Below are 18,529 nucleotides of genomic sequence, written 5' to 3' on the forward strand. Positions count from 1 at the left end.
GAAATTACGCTGAAAAATTAAGTCAATGCGGCTGCCGGGATTTGAACCCGGGTCACAGAATTGGCAATCCCGCGTACTGGCCAGGCTATACTACAGCCGCATGATCGTTTAGACGAAATTTAGTCTAATTAAATTAATTGTTGCCTTGTAGGAATGCTTGATATGCAAAAAAATCCGAAATACTCCTATTGTTTTTAATCTAAGATTCTCGTACCAATATCATGGACAAAAGACTGGAAGAAAAGATCAATGAAAAAATCGGAGAAGCACTTGCAAACATGTCTGAGATTAACCAAATCGCAAAATCCCTAGACAAATTGGCCGCAGGCTCAAACCAATTCAAATATGGGATCGTGCTGGGAAGGCTTTACAATTCATTTCACTATCAATCTAGGCGAATACTAAAGCGGGATCCGACGCAAGAAGAATTCGCCGAATTTGTGCAAATCTTGTCAAAAAGGCAAGACGAAATTCTAAATAATCTCTAGTTTTTCTTTAATGGGATTACCTTGATCTGCGGAGTTATCGGCAGTTTCACACATGCATCATGCAGTGCTTTTTTTGCCTTCTCTACGTGTTCTTTTTTGACATGCATTTCCATGATGCACTGGCCTTGCTTTACTCGTGCTCCCAAGCTTACTGCCTTTCCAAACGCACGTCTCATTCCCTCCTGAAGTCTGTCTGCTCCTGCAGTTGCAATCATTTTGTTTTCTCGAAGCAAAATGTGCGGATAAATCCTCAAAAGTGAATAATAACCTGTCTCGCCGGTTGTCTGCTCCAATGTCTTGTTTGCAGAAAGTCTTGCTGATTCTATTGCCATGTGTCTTATCTGCATCTTTTCATTTGAGCATAGCTGGACACAGAAATCATACTCGCCTCTTTTTCCACCTTGGAACTTGGCAATTTTTATTTGCGGCTTTCCCTTGATGAAATCTTTTCTTGCATAAGGCTGTCCGTTTCCTATTCTGTAACATCCACCGTGCATAATATCCCCGATTAATCCCTGACTAAAATACCTATTTTTTAATGGTTAGCCGTCCGGCACTCACGCTTATATGGAAAATAGCATAATTTTCGCCATTGAGTTCCGAATCTGAGCCAAACGTAGAAGGAATACTAGTTGACGATCACACGCTGATCTCAAAGAAGGAAATGCAAAACACACTTGAACAAAGAGGATACGGCGAGATGCGACAAGACAAGTTTTTCCTAAAGCCGTTTGAATCACTGTATTTTTTGTTCTACAAAAAACTCTCGCTTTCCAAGGGAAAAAAGAAAGTTACCTTTGATGACATGGTACAAATCTGTAATGACTTTGACCGGGATGCGCTGACCAAGTTTTTGATATATCGCGACTTGCGCGTGAGGGGCTATACCGTAAAGGACGGCTTTGGGTTTGGCTCTGACTTTCGCGTATATGAGCGGGGGCAGTTTGGGGAAAAAGGCGCAAAATATCTTGTGTTTGGCCTAACTGAGGGAAAACAGGAAAAAATCGGCCAACTGCAAAAAAACATTGAGGAGATAACAAAGATGGGCAAAGAGCCCATACTTGCAGTGGTGGAAAGGCGCGGAGAGGTGATATACTACAAGCTGTCTCTGGTCAGGTTTGTGGAAAACACAAAAAACATCGACGCTGCAAGCTTTGTTTCTAGCTAATTGTTTCTATTGCCCAATGGGAATCATATTTTAGTAGGTTGTTTTCATTTGCGTATGCAAAATCATACACCTGCACATACTTGGTCTTGTTGTTCCAGAGACTCTCAAAGTCGCTAATCTTTGTGTCTACTCGCGACCTGTCGTCCCAAGACGTGAATACGTCTACTGACTCAAAATTCCTGTTTTCGGTATTGAATGTCTCATTTGATGTTCCGGTGTATGCGACCATGTCGTTTTTTTCGTCTCTGAACACTCCTATCTTCTCTGAGAACGAACCATCTACCTGCTCTGAGTTTGGGATTGCTATTTTGATTTGTATTTTGCTTTTCTGAATCATGTCTTGCAGGACACCAAGCTTGGTGTGTTTTATCCCGTTTCCGTTTAGAGTCTTGCTTTTTTTGCTAAAGATTTTACTCAGGACATTCAAGTCTGCCGACCTGTACCTGTGTCCAGTGATGAGTCTGATCTTTCCGTCGTTTTGTGAAAAGTTCTGCAGCCCAAGTGACAAAGTTGAGATGCTCTTTAGGGTGACATATTCGACTGCCCTGTCGTATTCGATGGAATTGCTAAGGCATGGGACAAAAAAGTCTGCGACCAAGTCATCCCTGTCAGTTCTATACTGCTGTTTTATTGCAATATCTTTTAGTCCCAATGATGTATGGAAAATTTTATCTTATTTAAAGGAAATATTTTTTTCAACAGACTTCGCTCTGACGTGGTTCTAAAAGACGGAGGGCTGTTTTGAATAAACCTGAATCTGGATTTGATCTGGGTCTTGCACAAATCTTCCAACAGCGCTTTCTCTTGTTGCTATTTTGTTATCTGAGAGATTCGTTATCGTGTTTTGCAGCGAGGTTCTATCTGGCAATTCTATTGTGAAATAATCAAGGCCTGGAATGTCTTTGGATACTGGCAGCGCGTTTTCTCCAAGCCACGTATTTGCAGCTATGTGGTGATGGTATCCTCCTGCGCCAAAGAATGCGGCTCCAGGAAAAGCGGCAGTTTGTGAGAACCCGAGTATTTCGGAATAGAACTTTTCTGCCTTTGGAATGCTGGACACGTGAAGGTGAATGTGGCCTATCGTAGTCCTGTCTGGCATACGGTTCCACCGTCCCGTTGATTCTTTGAGCAGGTCCTCAAGCTGCAGTGGATTAGTTGCCATGTGTACTTTATTTTCATTCCAAACCCACTCTGATCTAGGCCTATCGCGATAAATCTCAATTCCATTGTAGTCAGGATCGCGAACATAGATTGCCTCTGATACTGCGTGATCTGCAAATCCGTCTATCCTTGCCTCGTTTTTTTGTTCCTGCAGGTGGACAAAAAAGTCTGCCAAGTATTTTCTTTCTGGGAGCAATATTGCAAAATGATACAACCCGAGTCTTTTTCTTTGTGCAAGATCTAGTTCTTTTTTTGATTTTGTCAGTGCAATCAAATATGGGATCTTTCCGTTTGGCGAAAGCAGTGTCTTCTCTGGTGATTCTGTGATCTGCTTTAGGCCTAGAACTGATTCATAAAACTGGACAGATTTCTGCATGTCTGACACCCTCAGACGAACCTGCCCTATTCTGGCCTCTGGACTAATCATAAATTGTTTCAAATTGATCATGCTGGCACAAAAATCAATTTAAGGTTGATCTAAAACGCACACGGAAAAATCACACCGTGATTTTTCTTCGGTTTAGTGCCAGGGCAAGAACAACAGCTGTCAGAGATATCAGGGTGGCGCTAAGAAATATCAAATCATACGCCTCTGTTGTGGGAAACCTGCCTGGCATGCCTTGTACTGCCCCTTGATGCATCTGCTGGTACATTGCTGCAAGTGATGGACCTATTGACTGGCCTACCAAATTTAGAAGCAGTGTCATCCCTAGTGCTATCCCTGTTGACTCGACTGGTGCTGACAGCAGCACAATGTTAAATCCGCCAACAAACGCAAGAGAAAGTCCCGCCGCAATTATTGCAAGCGTTGCACCTATCATGAATTCTGTGGAATGAAACAGCAAAAGGCTGACAAACCCAATCGTACTAACTATGGTCCCGATTGCTGTAAGCCTTGTGTTGCCTAATCTGTTTAGGACAAAACCTGACATCACGGTGCCGACTAGCAAAATTATCATAAATGGAAGCTGTACATCTGCGACAACTAGCGCATCTCCACCAAAGCCCAGTGGCGGCGGACTGCGTATCAAAATCGGTATCGTCTGGTATACCATAAATGTGCACATGCCTACAATCAAAAGAATCAGGGTAGCTGGAAGTAGTCTCCGATGCGTCATTAGGCGCAAGTCTACAAGCGGAAACCTGGTTCTTTTTTCTATCGCAATGAATAATCCAAGTGATGTGGCTGTTATGCCAAACAGTCCTGCAAACTCAAAGCTTGAATCCGTTCCCTGCTCCAAATATGACATGCCAACAAGAAACGAAACTACTGTGGCCGCTAGGGCAAGTGCACCCATTAGATCTATTTGCGGCTTGGTTTCGGTTTTTTGCTCTTTGACATGAATTAATCGCAATATCACAAATGCCAAAATTACTGCCACTGGAAGTATTGAGAAAAACGTTGCATGCCATCCGTAGTTCTGAATTATGTTTGCACCAACCAGTAATCCGATTACAGCTCCACCTGAAAACGTCGAGCTAAACAGGGTCTGCCCAATTGCCAGCTTTCTCTCAGGCAAAACCTCCCTTATTATGCCAAATGCAATTGGGAACATCGATATCCCAATTCCTTGTGCTATTCTTGCCATGATCATGATTGGGAAACTATTGGCAAGTCCTCCTGCCAAAACTCCAGACGAGTACACTGCCATTACTATTAGGAGCATTCTCTTTTTGCCGTACACATCTGATAGCTTGCCGACTATGGGAGTTGCAACTGCTCCTGCAATCAAGTATGATGAAAGTATCCAAGATGATGTGATGTATGTTATGTCAAAATCCTTAATGAAATCTGGAATGGCGGGAAGAATCATCGTCTCTGTGTACATTGCGATTAACCCCAAGCAGCTCAAAATTGCAAGTGTCATCCATGCCGAGCGACTGATCTTATCACTCTCTGCCATTGAATGCTATCTCCAATGTCTGTATATTGGAGTTTTGAATCTACGACGTGGAACGGTTATGTGAAGATCGTACTGATTTTATGTCGCTGGCAGGTCGATTAGAATTATTTCAGAATTTTCATTTGCAGTAATTGCGATTTCTTTTTCTTTTTGTATTTCCGCCGAGTTTTGACTTCCTAGAGTTTTTTCATTTACCGTTATGTTCCCGTCAATTACGAACAGGTAGGCCTGTCTGTCTTGTGTGTGGTGTGATATCTTGGCGCCTTTTGCCAGACTGGAGACATAGAACCACACGTCCTGGTGTATTGATGTGGAGTCGTCCTGTGTGCTTTCGGGATGAACTATTGCAAGAAGCTTGTTATGCTTTTGCTCTTTTGTGAATTTTCGCTGCTCCCATGACGGCTTTAGACCGTTTTTGTCTGGACGCACCCACATCTGGAGCAGTCTGAGCGGTTTTTCCTTGGAGTGGTTGTACTCTGAATGGAAAACGCCAGTGCCAGCAGTCATCCTCTGGACCTCTCCTGGCTCTACAACTCCAACATTCCCCATGCTGTCTTTGTGTTCTAGTATGCCGTCAATTACTAGGGTCACGATTTCCATGTTGGAATGGGAATGAAAGTCAAAGCCACTTCCGGCCTTGATGACATCGTCGTTGAATACCCGCAGTGGCCCAAATTCTATTTTCTGGGGGTCATAATGCTCACCAAATGAAAAATGATGATAGCTAGTCAGCCAGTCCAGCTTTGTTTCAAAGTTCTGGCTGTTTGGAATTACTTTGATCATTCATTATATGTGTCATACATGAATAAAAATACTAGATGGAATTTTGTACTTTATTCTAAAAAAAATGAGCAGTATGATTTTACACATGCATTAAATTGAAATTTAATCAAACCTTATCTCCTATGAACCGTTCATCAATCTATGGCAAGATCATTTGCAATTTCTTTGGCATTTTTTGTTTTTATTATCATGTTTTCAGCTAATTTTGCGGTAGCCCAGGAAAACCCCAGTCCACTAAAACAACTAAAAGCGGGAGTGGCGTCCTTGGATGTAAAATGTTATGATGGTTTACAGTTAATTCTCAGACCCTCAAATAATCCTGCCTGTGTAAAACCTAGCACAGCTGAGATTCTAGGTCAGAGAGGTTGGATTGTGGTAAATACTGTGCCGGGGATATCAGATACGCCGCCAACCGAGCCTACGGAGATTAAAGAATCTACACAAAACATTGTGGATGCAAGCAACAGATTCATGTTTGACTATTATTCCATATCTGGAACGTCTGATGATAACGTCTTTTTTTCGCCGTGGAGCATACTGAGTGCATTCTCTGTTCTACATGAGGGGGCCAGAGGTGAAACCGCAGACGAAATATCTTCTGCATTTTACTTGCCAGAGGATGATTCTGCAAGAAGAATGTCGTTTGAATCAATGCAGTCTGATCTAAACATAAATGGCTCAGGATATGATCTGCGAAACGCAAACGCTTTGTGGATACAAGCGGGATTTGGAGTAAAAGAAGATTTCATCAACACTGCAAGACAATACTATGACAGCGAGGTATCTGAGGTCAACTTTCCAGCGGATGAATCAATCATTGATTCCTGGGTTGAAGATAAAACAAATGACAAAATAAAAGATCTTGTAAAGGGCAAAACCAATGATCTGACAATGCTTGTAATAACAAATGCTGTGTACTTTAAGGGAACGTGGAAGACCCAGTTTGAGCCAAGTCAAACTAGTGAGGGTGAATTTAGAGTAAATGTCGATAAGACAGTACAGGTGCCAATGATGTATTTGAAATCAGAGTTTGCGTATGCGGAAACTGATGATTTACAAATACTTTCCATGCCTTATGATGGCGAAAGAATCTCGATGCTTGTCTTGCTCCCAAAAAATGGAATTGAACCCCTTGAACAATCCCTCACTGTAGAACAGCTGGATGATTGGAAGAAAAACCTAGCGGAACGCGAAGTCATGACGTTTGTACCAAAATTCAAGCTTGAAACTGAGTATGAATTGCCAAAAATAATGCAGGAACTTGGAATAAAACTGGCCTTTGATGAGGGTAACGCCGATTTGTCTGGAATAGCAAACATGCCGCCTAGACTGTTTGTCACAGCTGCCGTTCACAAGGCGTTTGTTGATGTAAACGAAGAAGGAACCGAGGCCGCTGCTGCAACCGGCATCGGAGTCGGAACAACATCTGTAGGCCCAGAACTGCCAATTTTCAGAGCGGATCATCCATTTGTCTTTCTAATTCAAGATAACGAAACTGGACTTGTTTTGTTTATGGGAAAGATATCTGATCCTATTAAATAAAAAAATGCTCCCGCCGGGATTTGAACCCGGGATCACTGCCTTGAGAGGGCAGTATGCTTAACCGGACTACACCACAGGAGCTTGAACAACCCAAGAATTCTAGCAATTTAAGGATTAGCAACCTGAATCTAGCAAAAGGCCTGCATCCCAATATTGTATTGATTAGTTAAAAAATAATCAGCTGAACGCTTAAGAAAATTAAAAAACAAAATCACCCGTGGACATAAAAAAAACACTGGATCTACTGTCTTTATCAAATAATGTGGTGGGACTTGGCGGATGCAAAAGCCATGGGACCACACTGGAATGCTGCGAATACAACCTGACGGTGTTTGATGAGAAAAATTCCAAAGATGAAATTCATGTGATTGGTGATGACATCGTCAAAATTCATCATGGAAAACTGGATGAATCAAACTCTGATGTTTTAATCCTGTATGATAACATGTCAGCACTATCTGACCCCGAGTGGAACCTCAAAATCTTTTTATCAAAAATCAAAGAAAAAAGCGACAAGATTAGAAACTCTTGCATCAAAAATCACCTAATCGATTCTGCATTTTATGCGACAAAGGCAAAGCAAGGGCTGTCTGATCCATTTGCCCCCTGCTGGCTAAAATGTGCAGCCTACTCCATTGCCGATGCTCTGGTGTTGTATAATGGCAAATCCTACAGTCCTACGCATGCGCTAGAATCCATCAGAAAATTCAAAAAGAACAAGGCGAACGAATCCTTATCGGTAATTGCAGACGTGATTGGGCTGGAGCGTGCAACCCCGTCCCTGCTGTCTAGAATGCTAAAGTCGACAGTTGGATTTTCCGACATGGTGGAGGCAAACGAGAACTCTAGGATAATTCAAAGAAAGTATGAGTATTTTGTGAATGATTCGCTTCTCTCTGACTGTTACTTTTACCTGGGGTACATGAACCGGAACATCTTGGTCTCAATTAGGGACACAATTCACAAAAAGCCGGAACTGATCCATGTCCTAAAAACTGCACTTGACATAGAACACGATATTACAAAGACAGAACAGTTTGCATCAAATATTCACAAACTCTCACACGACCTGACAAATCTGTTATCCGGACACGCCTAGCTTTTTTTAATAATGTTTGATAAGCTTTAAAACCATGTGGCATGATCCCTATTTTATGGTAGATCAAGCTTGCGGTTGCGAAGCTGACAGTGGAGATCCTGAATATGCATGTGACTGTGCAATGCAGGGACACTGTATTTGTAGCCACGATTGTAAATGTTCCACTTCCGTTTGTAAGGAAGCAGTAGCAGAGTTAAGATAAGTAAAAGCTTAACTTCATCTTTTGTTTTTTCTTGTTTTTTATTAGACTGGAGAATCGTCTTCAGGATCCAGTCCCCAAGACTTGGCTAGCTCTTTTTGAAATTTGTCAAGCTGAGTTTCATTCAGCGCGTTGCCGCAGTTTTTGTGTGTAGGAACAACTGACATTCCGGCAAGCTTGTATTCGATTTCATACATGTGAACTTTAGCACAGTCGCACATTTCCAAGTGAAAATTTGAGGCTCCTCTATATTTGCCTATATGAATAACGTTTAACTAGCGATCCGAACAAATACTACACATGAAGGCAAGCCTTTTAGTTGCCATATTTGCAATTTCGTTAATAACCGTCGGATTTTCAAGCGCCTATGCGCAGTTCCAAGCTGGCGGAATCGACATGCCGGGAAGTTGGTATGTAGGTGAGGGCCTAAAGAAAGGAGACCGATTTAGCTATTCCATGTGTCATATTGACTACAAGGACTGCGCACCATTCCAAATGGACTTTTGGTTCAAAGGCGACCACCAATTGGGCAGCGAAATCCAATGGGAAGTAGTAACAGTAGTACGCGATGGCAACAAAATAATCAAAGGAACAATGTACCTTGGTAAGGTTGGAGCAGAACCAACAAGCAGTACTGATGCAATTGCTCCGTTTTCTCGTGCATTCAAATCCTCTCTTGTCTGGCTGTCTGCATACGCGACCGGAGAGACTGCCTCTGGTGGCAAGGGGCCAAAACAATTCAATGCACCATCTTGGGGAAGAATTGGAAACATTGGAGGGGAGCAAATCATTCCGACATCAAAAGAAACAATCGCAGTCCCAGAGGGAACATTTGATACTGCACTAATCACATGGAAGACTGGCGGAAAGTACAGCCGAGTGTGGGTTCTAGACGACTTTCCATTCCCAATTAAGGCAGACACATACGCGCATGTTTCATCAGGAATTCCTCCACAAGAATATCAATTTCAATTATTAGACTATCAGGCAAATGTCTCAAAGGATCCGTTTGCAAACATCAAGGCGACTCCAGACGCGCAAGCAGGACTGGACTGTCCAAAGAACTATGATCTCGTGGCGTCAAACCAGAACACCAACACAAACACTATGATAATTAACGCAAACTACGGTCCACCCCATCCAAAGGCTGGATGTGACCTTGAATGGATAATCAACTTCAAAAGATCAGTAAATCAAGAAGAGTTTGAAAACGAAATACATTACGATATTGCAGTAGTTGATCCGTCAAAGCCCGGACTTGAAATAATACGTTCAGTGGCACAGGACGAAGGGCGTGACTTTTTGTTCACAACATCGGGCCAAGTACGACGCACAACTCCCGTTAATGAATATGGGCCATCCACATACGCTATCATAGTGTATGGAACCGGTCCTGAAACAACCGACCCTGATCCTGCAAAACTTGGCTGGGTGCTCATCAACATTGACATACAAAAGGGAACCGCACCAACCCCGACTCCACCAACTACAATTACAATCCCTACTTGGATCAAAAACAACGCCAAGTGGTGGGCAGACGGCACGATAGGCGACTCTGACTTTGTATCTGGAATCCAGTATCTGATAAACCAAAAGATAATCAAAATCCCGTCAACTACTCCTGGCTCTGGAACAGGCTCTAATGTGATTCCGTCCTGGATCAAAAACAACGCCAAGTGGTGGGCAGACGGCACGATAGGCGACTCTGACTTTGTATCTGGAATCCAGTATCTGATTCAGCAGGGCATAATCAAGCTAAAATAATTTTGTGAAATCTTGGTCAAAAAAATACTGTTTATTCCATTAGGTGTGATGCTTGGCGCAGCAGCACTCGGCCTTGCATTTCCACTGCTGACCGGACTTCCGGGATCTGAGCAAAACATAATCCCGCGATTTGCAAACAAATGGCACTTGGGTGATGGTTCTGAAAACAATCCTACTTTACAGTATGTGGTAAAATATCACGACATGGAGTTTTTGGCAGAGATTCGGTTCCTAGACAAGACTCTGCATACGCAGGACATTGTAGTCGTAATTGACGATAAAAAAACAGGACAACACGTGGAGGACGAGATGCAAATAGGCGACGCATTTGTCTTCACCGACATTTCTGACGAGATCAAGCCGTACGTTCACGCGCTTGACGCAACGGTGTTCTCCGTTAGGGATACGATAGTTGAGGAAAGGTATCTCGTTGTCGGCGCAGAATGGGGTACCGTATTTGTTGGCAAGTTTACTCCAAAGCTAAAGCTGATCGGATACCAGGACATGGAATTTGAATTTGGAACTCTGAAAACCTTTACCATATCATACGGGATAAACGACATTGAGAACAAGTTCTGGATTGCAGATAACGTCCCGCTCCCGGTAAAGGCAGAGTATTATTCGCTTGATGGAACTATCGACTATACCTACGAGCTGGTAAAACTAGAATCCTGACCCATCTGGTACACGTTAATCAAAAGCCAGTTGCAGTATGACGTAACCTTTTCATCAAACTTGCACCAGATGTGAATCGAGTGTGGCAGTATGTCTATTCTGCCGCCATCTGGAAACACCTTGACTCCTTCCTTTCCCTCGTACATGTATGCGTCGTCTATCTGGACGTTGCCAAAAATTTCTCTTGCCTTGTCTTTTATGATGCTGCGCTGGATTGGGAAGTTTTTTTTCTGCCTGTCTATTATGATGGAGAGATCCTGCATCCCGTACGAGTCAAAATCCTCGATTTTTCCCCTCTGTGGGAAATTCACAATTAGCTGAATCTTGTATTTCCTGCCGACTGCAAATCCTATTTCGGTTATTTTCGTGTATGCCATTGCTGGGTTTTTCTTGAGCAGGATTCTGATCTGGGGAAGATTTGATTTTAGCTGAGCTTGAAGATCACTTGTTATTTCTGAGAATATCATGAAAACCGTTCCTGCCTTGCCATATTATTGATTTTTGCTTGGGATTGCTTTTTACATATGGCGTATGATATGGGATTAATGGCAATGCCGATGGACTATGACGGGATGCGCTCAGACGACAGCTCCGAGCGTGCAAACAGCGTAGACGACTACAAGGTAACCTGCATTAGATTCATCGAAGACATATCGCATGACTATCTTGCATGGGTTGACTACTACAAGCTGCCTCCCGAAGAGGACAAAAAAAGAAGGGACAGAATAGCCGCAGTAATAGAAAAAACAAATGAGTGGATTGCCAAGGTTGCACAAACAATCAAGGGAGTCGATGTTGCGATGAATGACGGCATCCAAAAGATGGCAGAATCCACCGCGGGCCAACCATTCCAGATTGGCGTGTTTGTAAACAAGCAGTCAGGATACACTCAGTCAAAGCCTGGAATAATTGATATCAATGTAAAGGCGGCGGGGAGAGACGGAAAGAAAACAAGGATAATTGAGCACTACAAGGGACAAAATTTTAGAATCGAGTCAACCGCAAAGGTCTTCATCGATGAGACAAACATTCCAGTAGGAGACTTTGATCTGATGGACATACATCTAAAGCTTGACGCAACGCAAGCGCAGCAGCGTGACTTGATTTCGTTTACTGTTACGGTTGCAGAGATAGCAGACGGCTATGAGTCGGACAAACGCGGTGTCAGTACTATAATCCACATCATCTGATCATCTTGAATACTTGCCAGTTAGCACAGCCGTCTGTATTATGTGATTTTGAATTGTTGACAAGAGTTCTTGCTTTGTTGATTTGGTGGAAATATCAACTGGAAAATCAAGCGCATATATCTTGAAAACATATCTGTGCACCCCGGAAGGCGGACACGGCCCAAAATAGCCCGGCTTGCCTATTCCTGACACGCCTTCAATGAATCCTTTTTTCTCACCCTCTCCAATCTGAGTCTTTTTTGGAGACATGCCCCAGACTACCCAATGAGTAAACGTTCCACCCGGTGCGTCAGGATCATCCAGTATCAATGCCAAGCTTTTTGCATTTTTTGGAACGTTTGAAATTTTCAGAGGCGGAGACACATTTGTACCACTGCATGTGTATTTTTTTGGAATCTTACCATTGTTTTCAAACACACTTGATATTTTCATTGTTTTTGTAGAGACACTTGACTTTGCAGGATGTTTGTCGTCTTGTGCAAAAGCAGGGTTTTGTGTGCCAATGTAAAACAATATGGAAAACGCAACAAGAAAAACAAGTATTTTCATAATGATTATTCCATGAAATAACTAAAGAAGTTTTTTATTCCAGCATTACCTGCAAGACGATTCTGACTTCCTGGGACCTTTGCTCTCCTGGATACTTTAACTCTGAAATTTTTTTTGCAAGTGACTCGTCATTCACAAGCGAGGCTGTTCCATCTCGTATGATGCCATCAAAGCCCACCTTTACCTTGGGATTTGCCAAGGCGTTCTTTAGCCAGTCTGATTCAGAGTTTCTGCGAGAAAAGTACATCATTCCATTGTATGACACTGCCCGAAGCTGCACTGTGTGCTCCGCGCCTGTTTTCCTGCCGTACGTGGTAAGAGTTGCTCTTGATGCCTGATTTTTCACAGGAACGTATCCAAAGTCAAATAATTTAATCTCATTGATTGAAAATTGTAATTTTTGATGCCGATAAACCGATCCTGGCAAGATAGTCATGGCAACAATCCTAGAAGGAATGACTGAGAACATCTGCACCGCAGACGAGTTCACAGGAAAAAAAGTAGTTGACAGAGAAGGAATCGAGTACGGCAAAGTAAAGCACATTCACATTAACCAAGAAACACTCGCAGTATCGGGAGTCACAATACACCAGGGGTTTAACAAGGACTATTACCTGACAAATGACTACATTGACAAGTTTACCGCAGAAACATTGCTGCTCAGCAGGCCGCCAATTAGAACAGGCGTTCATGTGGTTGATATCGACGGCCATAAAATTGGCAAGGTAAAGCGACTGGTCAAAAACAATGATACAAACGAACTCCAGTCAATCGAGGTCTCAGACGGAATGCTTCACACAAAAATAATCTCAAAGGCCGAAGTCTGGGGAGTCGGAGAAAAAATAATACTAAAACTCACAAAACAACAGTTCAAAGAACTACACTAACTCTTTTAATTTTTAAATAAAATAATGGCTCTCCGTTATTTTGTCTTTGAAATACATGCATTACATGTTGGGATGCCTTCCCTTAGAACAAGTTCTACATTTGATGTGTGGCAAACGTGACAAAGACCCCTCATTACTCCAAATGAGTTTTTTTCCATTTTAAATTTTTTTTGCAAAAATTTTTTGAGCAAATTATTGAAGACTTAGCATTTTATACTCTGCCTGACTGGATGATTCATTGTATTCTATAGAAACCAAATCCCTTACCAAGGTGTATGGTTCGGGACTGACCGCTGTTGATAATATCTCGTTTCAGGTAGACGAGGGTGAGATCTTTGGGTTTCTTGGGCCAAACGGGGCTGGAAAAAGCACCACTATTATGATTCTGACAACCCTTCTCAAGCCGAGCTCCGGAAACGCATACGTTGCAGGATATGATGTGGTGTCACAGGCAAAAAAGGTGCGAGAAAGCATCGGTTATGTCCAGCAGGATATCACTGTGGACGAATATCTGACTGGGCGAGAAAACATGATGCTTCAGGCAAGACTGAACCACATTCCGAAAAACCTAATCGAAAACAGGATAACCGAACTGCTTGAGCTAATCGAGCTAAAAGACAGGCAAGACGAGGCAGTAATCACCTATTCTGGTGGGATGAGAAAGCGACTTGAAATAGCAGGAGGGCTGCTGCATCGACCAAAGGTCTTGTTCTTAGATGAACCGACCGTAGGGCTGGACATTCAAACTCGGCAAAAGATCTGGGAGTACATCAAAAAAATCCATAATGAGTTTCACATGTCGATATTTCTCACAACGCATTACATGGAAGAGGCAGACCGACTCTGTGACAGAATAGGGATCATGGACTATGGAAAGATTCAGGCAATAGACAAGCCGCAAACAATGAAAAATGCGCTTGGTAACGAGGTAATTGTATTTTCAATCGACGACCAATCCAAAAAAGACGTGATAATTGACATGCTAAAACAGACCGAGTTTGTAAAAGAGGTGACATCAAAGGATGATAGGATTACCGTATTCTCATCAAAAGGGGCGGAGGTTGCAACCCTTCTGTTTAACCTGTCTTCAACACTTCATATCCCGATAAAGTCGATCTCAATTACTCATCCAAGCTTGGACGATGTGTTTTTGTCGTATACGGGGCGCGAATTGCGAGATGAATCTACAAAAAACTACAATCGAAGAAAAGAATATGCAAAAATGAAGAGGCTAAGGCAATGATCCTATACGATACCTATACAATATTCTGGCGTGAGCTAAAGAGGTATAGAAAATCCCGGAGCGGCGTCCTGATAAGACTGATTCAGCCTGCCATCTGGATCATAGTTATAGGAAACACGTTTTCAGGAACACAGCCGCTCATCAAATCTGTCGGGTTTGACGGAACGTACATCGAGTTCATGGCACCTGGCGTGATAATTCTTACCGCCATTTTTACTTCTATATTTGGAGGAGTCAACACATTGTGGGACAGACGATACGGGTTCATGAACAAGGCTCTGACTTCGCCAATATCTAGATCATCTATAGCATTAGGAAAGATGCTTGCAATATCACTAATTGCTGCACTTCAGGCAAGCCTCATAATTGGAATCGCGCTTGCAATCGGGGTCACATTTCCTAATTTCTGGATAATTGCGCCAATAATGGGGATAGTAATTTTGTTTTCGCTTGGGTTTTCAGGAATATCTGTAATCGTTGCAGCCACTGCAAAATCCCAGGAGACATTCTGGGGCGTGATTAATTTTCTTGGCATGCCGCTTTTCATGCTTAGCCCTGCACTTTTTCCACTTGAGCTTTTGCCCGACTGGCTTGCTACTATAGCAAGACTAAATCCAGTTACGTACACGGTCCTGCTTGTGAGGGAGATGATGACTGGCGTCACCGAGGGCGTATCCGCCGCGCTTAGCCTTGGAGTGATTGGAATCTTTGTCCTGTCGATGATTGGCTTGGCAAGCTATGTCTTTACGCGCGAGGTCAACAAGCCGTTTTAATTGCCAAAAATTTGACTAAAACTGCAAGAATTTCTTACTTGGGAGATCTTTTGCAAAAGCCGCAAAACAGCCTTGATGCATCACAAAGTAGCCATTCTAGCGGCGTTTTTTGTTATTTTTGCAGGTTTGATTTATCAGCCTGTCTTGGCGGCGGGAAATTACCCGTTTGTAAGCACCTGGGGCAAGCAAGGCCTGACAACTAGCGGCGCCTTTACGTTTCCACAGTATGCGGCAGTGGATGAGACAGGAAACGTCTACGTGACTGATCTTGGAAACTCACGCGTCCAGAAATTTGACAATAATGGCTCGTACCTCCATTCTTGGGGCTCAATGGGGTCAGGATCAAAAGAATTTCATTCCATTGCTGGAATTGCAGTGAAAAACAATTATGTCTATGTGGTGGATCATGATCTAAATTCTGTTAAAAAATTTGACATTTCTGGAAACTTTATCAAATCTTGGAATTCTGGAGGAACCGATGCTACAAAGCTTAAACTTCCAAACGATATCGCAGTATCAAAGGATAACTCTGTGTATGTTGTGGATACTGGAAACTCACGAGTATTAAAATTTGACTCTGATGGCAAGTTCTTGCTAACCATAGGATCAAGTGGCACGGGTGACGGAAAGTTCCTTACCCCGCTTGGAATAGCAATCGATGGATCAGGAAACGTCTACGTGTCTGACTCTGGAAACAACAAGATAGATAAATTCACATCAGATGGCGCATTTGTCAAAAAATTCACTGCCTCTTCTGGCGGAATTAAAATATCTCCTGATGGGCTGGCAATAGACGCTTCTGGAAATATCATAGTTGCCGATACTCCAAACAATAGAGTAGTCGTGCTGGATTCTGACGGGAAGACTGTGACTACCTTTGGAAAAACCGGCACCGGAAACTCTCAATTTAAAATGGTAAAAGATGTCACACTGGATTCTGATGGCGACTTGTTTGTGGTGGACTCTAGCAACCACCGAATACAAAAGTTTGGTTCTGCAGATCCTATTGTGAATGACACTGTTCAGACCACACAAACACAAACCACACAGACCACACAAACACAAGCCGTAAAACAAATCGTAGGCGATACCAAAAAGCCCACTATCAATCCACCAAAGGACATCTTTGTGGAGGCAACAGGGGGACTGACTCCCGTATCGCTAGGAAAGGCCGCGGCAAATGACGAAAGCGGAATTAAATCGCTCACAAACAACGCTCCGTTAGAATTCCCGCTTGGTATTACTACAGTAATTTGGACTGCGATTGATGGTTCTGGAAACATGGGGATGGCTACTCAGACTGTCACCGTTGGTGATTCTACACCTCCTGTGATTAATGCCCTACCTGATATAGTATCTGAAGCGCAAGGTGCGCAAAACCCAGTAGATCTTGGCAATCCTACGGTAACTGATTCCGTAGGAGTGATGAGCATAACAAACGACGCCCCCGAATCGTTTCCGCTAGGTGAGACGATAGTTACGTGGACTGCGATAGACGTTGCAAAAAACGAGGCAACTGCAACCCAGTTGGTTACGATAACTGATACCAAGGCGCCAAAAATCAAAGCGCCAGCTGCAATAACTGCAGAAGCATCAAGCTTTGATCAAACCCAGGTAAATCTGGGAGAGCCTGCAGTCACTGACAATAGCGAAATTTCATCAATCACAAACGACGCCCCTGAATTTTTCCATCTAGGTGAGACAATAGTTACGTGGACTGCAGCAGACATTGCAGGAAACGTGGCGACTTCTACTCAAAAGGTTACCATAATTGACACCTCTGCGCCAATAATTGCTCCACTAAGTGACATCACTGTAGAGGCAGTATCAGCATTAACCCCTGTCGACCTTGTTCTACCAAATGCGACTGACGTACAACCGATCACATTTACAAACGATGCACCGGAGTCATTCCCAATAGGTCAAACAAAAATAACTTGGACTGCAATTGACTCATCTGGAAATAATTCGACTGCAACTCAAACCGTTTCTGTAGTTGACACCACTGCACCTGTCCTGACTGTTCCAGAAAATATCATACAAGAGGCGACTGGATCTACTGGAAATATCGTTGTACTAGGCCAGCCTGTGACGCAAGACATTTCCGAAGTATCATCTGTCACAAACAATGCGCCATCCGATTATCCGTTTGGCAGTACAATAATCACATGGACTGCGACAGACAAATATGGAAATTCTGCATCTGGAAACCAAAATGTTACAATAATTGATACTACAAAGCCAAGTCTGTCTGCTCCGGCAGATGTCACAGTTGAAGCAACAAGCATAACACAAAATGTTGTTACTTTGGGTGAGCCACAGGTCTCTGACCTCGTAGGTGTGGAATCAGTCACAAGCGATTCTCCTGAGTCATTTCCTCTCGGACAGACAACCATCACTTGGACTGCGAGGGACACGTCAGGGAATGTAGAAACTGCAACCCAAATAATATCCGTAGTTGACACCGTTGCACCCCAAATCGTTCTGCCTCAAGACATAACACAGGAGGCAACCGGGCCTACTGGCACCGAAATATCTGTTGGAGAGGCAACTGTAAGCGATGTCATCGGTGTGGACTCTCTTACAAATGACTCGCCAAACGTTTTCAGTTTAGGATTGACTCAAGTCACATGGACTGCAAAAGACAGTTCAGGAAACATATCTACTGCAGTTCAAAATGTCACCATAACTGACACCACTGCGCCAACAATCGTTGCCCCGTCTGATATCGCGGCAGAGGCCACATCCGCAACTGATAATACTGTATCATTATTGGCGCCAGAAGTACAGGACATAGTAAGTCAAGTAACTGTGACAAACGACGCACCGGAGACATTCCCGCTAGGCGAGACCACAGTCACATGGACTGCGATTGACGAGTCTGGAAACATGGCGACCGCTCCTCAAAAAATTACCATTGTAGATACCACTGCGCCAACCATAACAACCCCGTCTGATATCACACTCGAAGCCACATCAAAATCAGACAATATCGTATTGCTAGAAACACCTGTTGCAACTGATAATGTCGGAGTGTCATCTGTGACAAACGACGCACCGGAGAGATTCCCGCTAGGCGAGACCACAGTCACATGGACTGCAAC

Annotated in this window: 20 protein-coding genes and 2 tRNA genes; 11 read left to right on the forward strand and 11 right to left on the reverse strand. The window is 43.2% G+C overall.

All coding sequences use genetic code 11. The features are described 5' to 3' along the window. Positions 1 to 26: 26 nt before the first annotated feature. Positions 27 to 100, reverse strand: a tRNA-Gly gene (locus NKMY2_RS04500). A 121-nt stretch (positions 101 to 221) separates the two neighbouring features. On the opposite strand from NKMY2_RS04500, the gene NKMY2_RS04505 reads away from it, so the two are divergent. Next, positions 222 to 488, forward strand: a complete 267-nt coding sequence (locus NKMY2_RS04505) for a hypothetical protein (protein ID WP_042685136.1) — start codon at positions 222 to 224, stop codon at positions 486 to 488. On the opposite strand, the gene NKMY2_RS04510 is transcribed toward NKMY2_RS04505, so the two are convergent. After that, positions 485 to 985 carry a 50S ribosomal protein L16 gene (locus tag NKMY2_RS04510; RefSeq protein WP_042685139.1) on the reverse strand — a complete coding sequence of 167 codons (501 nt, stop codon included), beginning with the start codon at positions 983 to 985 and terminating at the stop codon, positions 485 to 487. The two genes, NKMY2_RS04505 and NKMY2_RS04510, sit on opposite strands and share 4 nt — an antisense overlap. A 95-nt stretch (positions 986 to 1,080) precedes the next feature. Between NKMY2_RS04510 and endA the strand changes: the two genes are divergently transcribed. Next, the gene (gene endA, locus NKMY2_RS04515) at positions 1,081 to 1,656 is read left to right on the forward strand and encodes a tRNA-intron lyase (protein ID WP_042685142.1); all 576 of its coding nucleotides are present in this window, start codon (positions 1,081 to 1,083) and stop codon (positions 1,654 to 1,656) included. On the opposite strand, the gene NKMY2_RS04520 is transcribed toward endA, so the two are convergent. From NKMY2_RS04520 to NKMY2_RS04535, 4 genes are all read right to left on the reverse strand, one after another. Beyond that, positions 1,649 to 2,308 carry a phospholipase D-like domain-containing protein gene (locus NKMY2_RS04520; RefSeq protein WP_042685146.1) on the reverse strand — a complete coding sequence of 220 codons (660 nt, stop codon included), beginning with the start codon at positions 2,306 to 2,308 and terminating at the stop codon, positions 1,649 to 1,651. The two genes, endA and NKMY2_RS04520, sit on opposite strands and share 8 nt — an antisense overlap. A 69-nt stretch (positions 2,309 to 2,377) precedes the next feature. Beyond that, the gene (locus NKMY2_RS04525; RefSeq protein ID WP_420887346.1) at positions 2,378 to 3,265 is read right to left on the reverse strand and encodes a VOC family protein; all 888 of its coding nucleotides are present in this window, start codon (positions 3,263 to 3,265) and stop codon (positions 2,378 to 2,380) included. A 49-nt stretch (positions 3,266 to 3,314) separates the two neighbouring features. Further along, a complete protein-coding gene (locus NKMY2_RS04530) occupies positions 3,315 to 4,721 on the reverse strand; it encodes an MFS transporter (RefSeq protein WP_081781868.1) in 1,407 nt (468 codons plus the stop codon). A gap of 78 nt (positions 4,722 to 4,799) precedes the next feature. Next, positions 4,800 to 5,504 carry a pirin family protein gene (locus NKMY2_RS04535; RefSeq protein ID WP_042685153.1) on the reverse strand — a complete coding sequence of 235 codons (705 nt, stop codon included), beginning with the start codon at positions 5,502 to 5,504 and terminating at the stop codon, positions 4,800 to 4,802. A gap of 141 nt (positions 5,505 to 5,645) precedes the next feature. Here NKMY2_RS04535 and NKMY2_RS04540 point away from each other — a divergent pair, with 141 nt between their 5' ends. Next, positions 5,646 to 7,046 carry a serpin family protein gene (locus NKMY2_RS04540; RefSeq protein WP_081781869.1) on the forward strand — a complete coding sequence of 467 codons (1,401 nt, stop codon included), beginning with the start codon at positions 5,646 to 5,648 and terminating at the stop codon, positions 7,044 to 7,046. Between the two features lie 5 nt (positions 7,047 to 7,051). On the opposite strand, the gene NKMY2_RS04545 is transcribed toward NKMY2_RS04540, so the two are convergent. Next, positions 7,052 to 7,127, reverse strand: a tRNA-Glu gene (locus NKMY2_RS04545). Between the two features lie 136 nt (positions 7,128 to 7,263). Between NKMY2_RS04545 and NKMY2_RS04550 the strand changes: the two genes are divergently transcribed. Continuing rightward, positions 7,264 to 8,145, forward strand: coding sequence for a hypothetical protein (locus tag NKMY2_RS04550; protein ID WP_042685156.1), 882 nt, complete (start codon positions 7,264 to 7,266; stop codon positions 8,143 to 8,145). 243 nt (positions 8,146 to 8,388) lie between these two features. On the opposite strand, the gene NKMY2_RS04555 is transcribed toward NKMY2_RS04550, so the two are convergent. Beyond that, on the reverse strand, positions 8,389 to 8,541 hold the full coding sequence (locus tag NKMY2_RS04555; RefSeq protein ID WP_177316510.1) for a hypothetical protein: 153 nt from the start codon (positions 8,539 to 8,541) through the stop codon (positions 8,389 to 8,391). A 103-nt stretch (positions 8,542 to 8,644) separates the two neighbouring features. Between NKMY2_RS04555 and NKMY2_RS04560 the strand changes: the two genes are divergently transcribed. Further along, the gene (locus NKMY2_RS04560; RefSeq protein ID WP_042685161.1) at positions 8,645 to 10,108 is read left to right on the forward strand and encodes a hypothetical protein; all 1,464 of its coding nucleotides are present in this window, start codon (positions 8,645 to 8,647) and stop codon (positions 10,106 to 10,108) included. Between the two features lie 12 nt (positions 10,109 to 10,120). Then, positions 10,121 to 10,783, forward strand: coding sequence for a hypothetical protein (locus tag NKMY2_RS04565; RefSeq protein ID WP_042685164.1), 663 nt, complete (start codon positions 10,121 to 10,123; stop codon positions 10,781 to 10,783). On the opposite strand, the gene NKMY2_RS04570 is transcribed toward NKMY2_RS04565, so the two are convergent. After that, the gene (locus tag NKMY2_RS04570; RefSeq protein WP_042685165.1) at positions 10,756 to 11,250 is read right to left on the reverse strand and encodes a hypothetical protein; all 495 of its coding nucleotides are present in this window, start codon (positions 11,248 to 11,250) and stop codon (positions 10,756 to 10,758) included. The two genes, NKMY2_RS04565 and NKMY2_RS04570, sit on opposite strands and share 28 nt — an antisense overlap. A 78-nt stretch (positions 11,251 to 11,328) precedes the next feature. On the opposite strand from NKMY2_RS04570, the gene NKMY2_RS04575 reads away from it, so the two are divergent. Continuing rightward, on the forward strand, positions 11,329 to 11,973 hold the full coding sequence (locus NKMY2_RS04575) for a hypothetical protein (protein WP_042685237.1): 645 nt from the start codon (positions 11,329 to 11,331) through the stop codon (positions 11,971 to 11,973). Here the strand turns inward: NKMY2_RS04575 and NKMY2_RS04580 are convergent, their stop codons facing one another. Together NKMY2_RS04580 and NKMY2_RS04585 are read right to left on the reverse strand one after the other, a co-directional pair. After that, the gene (locus NKMY2_RS04580) at positions 11,974 to 12,522 is read right to left on the reverse strand and encodes a YbhB/YbcL family Raf kinase inhibitor-like protein (protein WP_052347513.1); all 549 of its coding nucleotides are present in this window, start codon (positions 12,520 to 12,522) and stop codon (positions 11,974 to 11,976) included. It lies immediately after the preceding gene. 34 nt (positions 12,523 to 12,556) lie between these two features. Further along, positions 12,557 to 12,868: a nitroreductase/quinone reductase family protein gene (locus NKMY2_RS04585; protein ID WP_042685244.1), complete on the reverse strand. Its 312-nt coding sequence runs from the start codon at positions 12,866 to 12,868 to the stop codon at positions 12,557 to 12,559. Between the two features lie 88 nt (positions 12,869 to 12,956). Here NKMY2_RS04585 and NKMY2_RS04590 point away from each other — a divergent pair, with 88 nt between their 5' ends. The 4 genes from NKMY2_RS04590 to NKMY2_RS04610 all read left to right on the forward strand — a co-directional run. Beyond that, positions 12,957 to 13,409 carry a PRC-barrel domain-containing protein gene (locus NKMY2_RS04590; protein WP_042685166.1) on the forward strand — a complete coding sequence of 151 codons (453 nt, stop codon included), beginning with the start codon at positions 12,957 to 12,959 and terminating at the stop codon, positions 13,407 to 13,409. 238 nt (positions 13,410 to 13,647) lie between these two features. Beyond that, on the forward strand, positions 13,648 to 14,652 hold the full coding sequence (locus tag NKMY2_RS04595) for a daunorubicin resistance protein DrrA family ABC transporter ATP-binding protein (RefSeq protein ID WP_042685169.1): 1,005 nt from the start codon (positions 13,648 to 13,650) through the stop codon (positions 14,650 to 14,652). Further along, complete coding sequence (locus NKMY2_RS04600) at positions 14,649 to 15,425, forward strand: ABC transporter permease (RefSeq protein ID WP_042685172.1); 777 nt, start codon at positions 14,649 to 14,651, stop codon at positions 15,423 to 15,425. The genes NKMY2_RS04595 and NKMY2_RS04600 overlap by 4 nt, the downstream gene beginning before the upstream one ends. Before the next feature lie 75 nt (positions 15,426 to 15,500). Further along, positions 15,501 to 18,529, forward strand: a 3,029-nt coding sequence (locus NKMY2_RS04610; RefSeq protein WP_157832446.1) for an HYR domain-containing protein, incomplete at its 3' end; no start/stop codon positions are given.

The organism is Candidatus Nitrosotenuis chungbukensis (assembly GCF_000685395.1).
Classification (GTDB): Archaea; Thermoproteota; Nitrososphaeria; order Nitrososphaerales; family Nitrosopumilaceae; genus Nitrosotenuis; species Nitrosotenuis chungbukensis.

What these genes read in the sequence shown, in the direction of transcription:
- NKMY2_RS04505 (WP_042685136.1), top strand. Translation starts at nt 222, where the DNA reads ATGGACAAAAGACTGGAAGAAAAGATCAATGAAAAAATCGGAGAAGCA.
- NKMY2_RS04510 (WP_042685139.1), bottom strand. Translation starts at nt 985, where the DNA reads ATGCACGGTGGATGTTACAGAATAGGAAACGGACAGCCTTATGCAAGA.
- NKMY2_RS04525 (WP_420887346.1), bottom strand. Translation starts at nt 3,265, where the DNA reads ATGATCAATTTGAAACAATTTATGATTAGTCCAGAGGCCAGAATAGGG.
- NKMY2_RS04530 (WP_081781868.1), bottom strand. Translation starts at nt 4,721, where the DNA reads ATGGCAGAGAGTGATAAGATCAGTCGCTCGGCATGGATGACACTTGCA.
- NKMY2_RS04535 (WP_042685153.1), bottom strand. Translation starts at nt 5,504, where the DNA reads ATGATCAAAGTAATTCCAAACAGCCAGAACTTTGAAACAAAGCTGGAC.
- NKMY2_RS04540 (WP_081781869.1), top strand. Translation starts at nt 5,646, where the DNA reads ATGGCAAGATCATTTGCAATTTCTTTGGCATTTTTTGTTTTTATTATC.
- NKMY2_RS04555 (WP_177316510.1), bottom strand. Translation starts at nt 8,541, where the DNA reads ATGTATGAAATCGAATACAAGCTTGCCGGAATGTCAGTTGTTCCTACA.
- NKMY2_RS04560 (WP_042685161.1), top strand. Translation starts at nt 8,645, where the DNA reads ATGAAGGCAAGCCTTTTAGTTGCCATATTTGCAATTTCGTTAATAACC.
- NKMY2_RS04570 (WP_042685165.1), bottom strand. Translation starts at nt 11,250, where the DNA reads ATGATATTCTCAGAAATAACAAGTGATCTTCAAGCTCAGCTAAAATCA.
- NKMY2_RS04575 (WP_042685237.1), top strand. Translation starts at nt 11,329, where the DNA reads ATGGCAATGCCGATGGACTATGACGGGATGCGCTCAGACGACAGCTCC.
- NKMY2_RS04580 (WP_052347513.1), bottom strand. Translation starts at nt 12,522, where the DNA reads ATGAAAATACTTGTTTTTCTTGTTGCGTTTTCCATATTGTTTTACATT.
- NKMY2_RS04590 (WP_042685166.1), top strand. Translation starts at nt 12,957, where the DNA reads ATGGCAACAATCCTAGAAGGAATGACTGAGAACATCTGCACCGCAGAC.
- NKMY2_RS04600 (WP_042685172.1), top strand. Translation starts at nt 14,649, where the DNA reads ATGATCCTATACGATACCTATACAATATTCTGGCGTGAGCTAAAGAGG.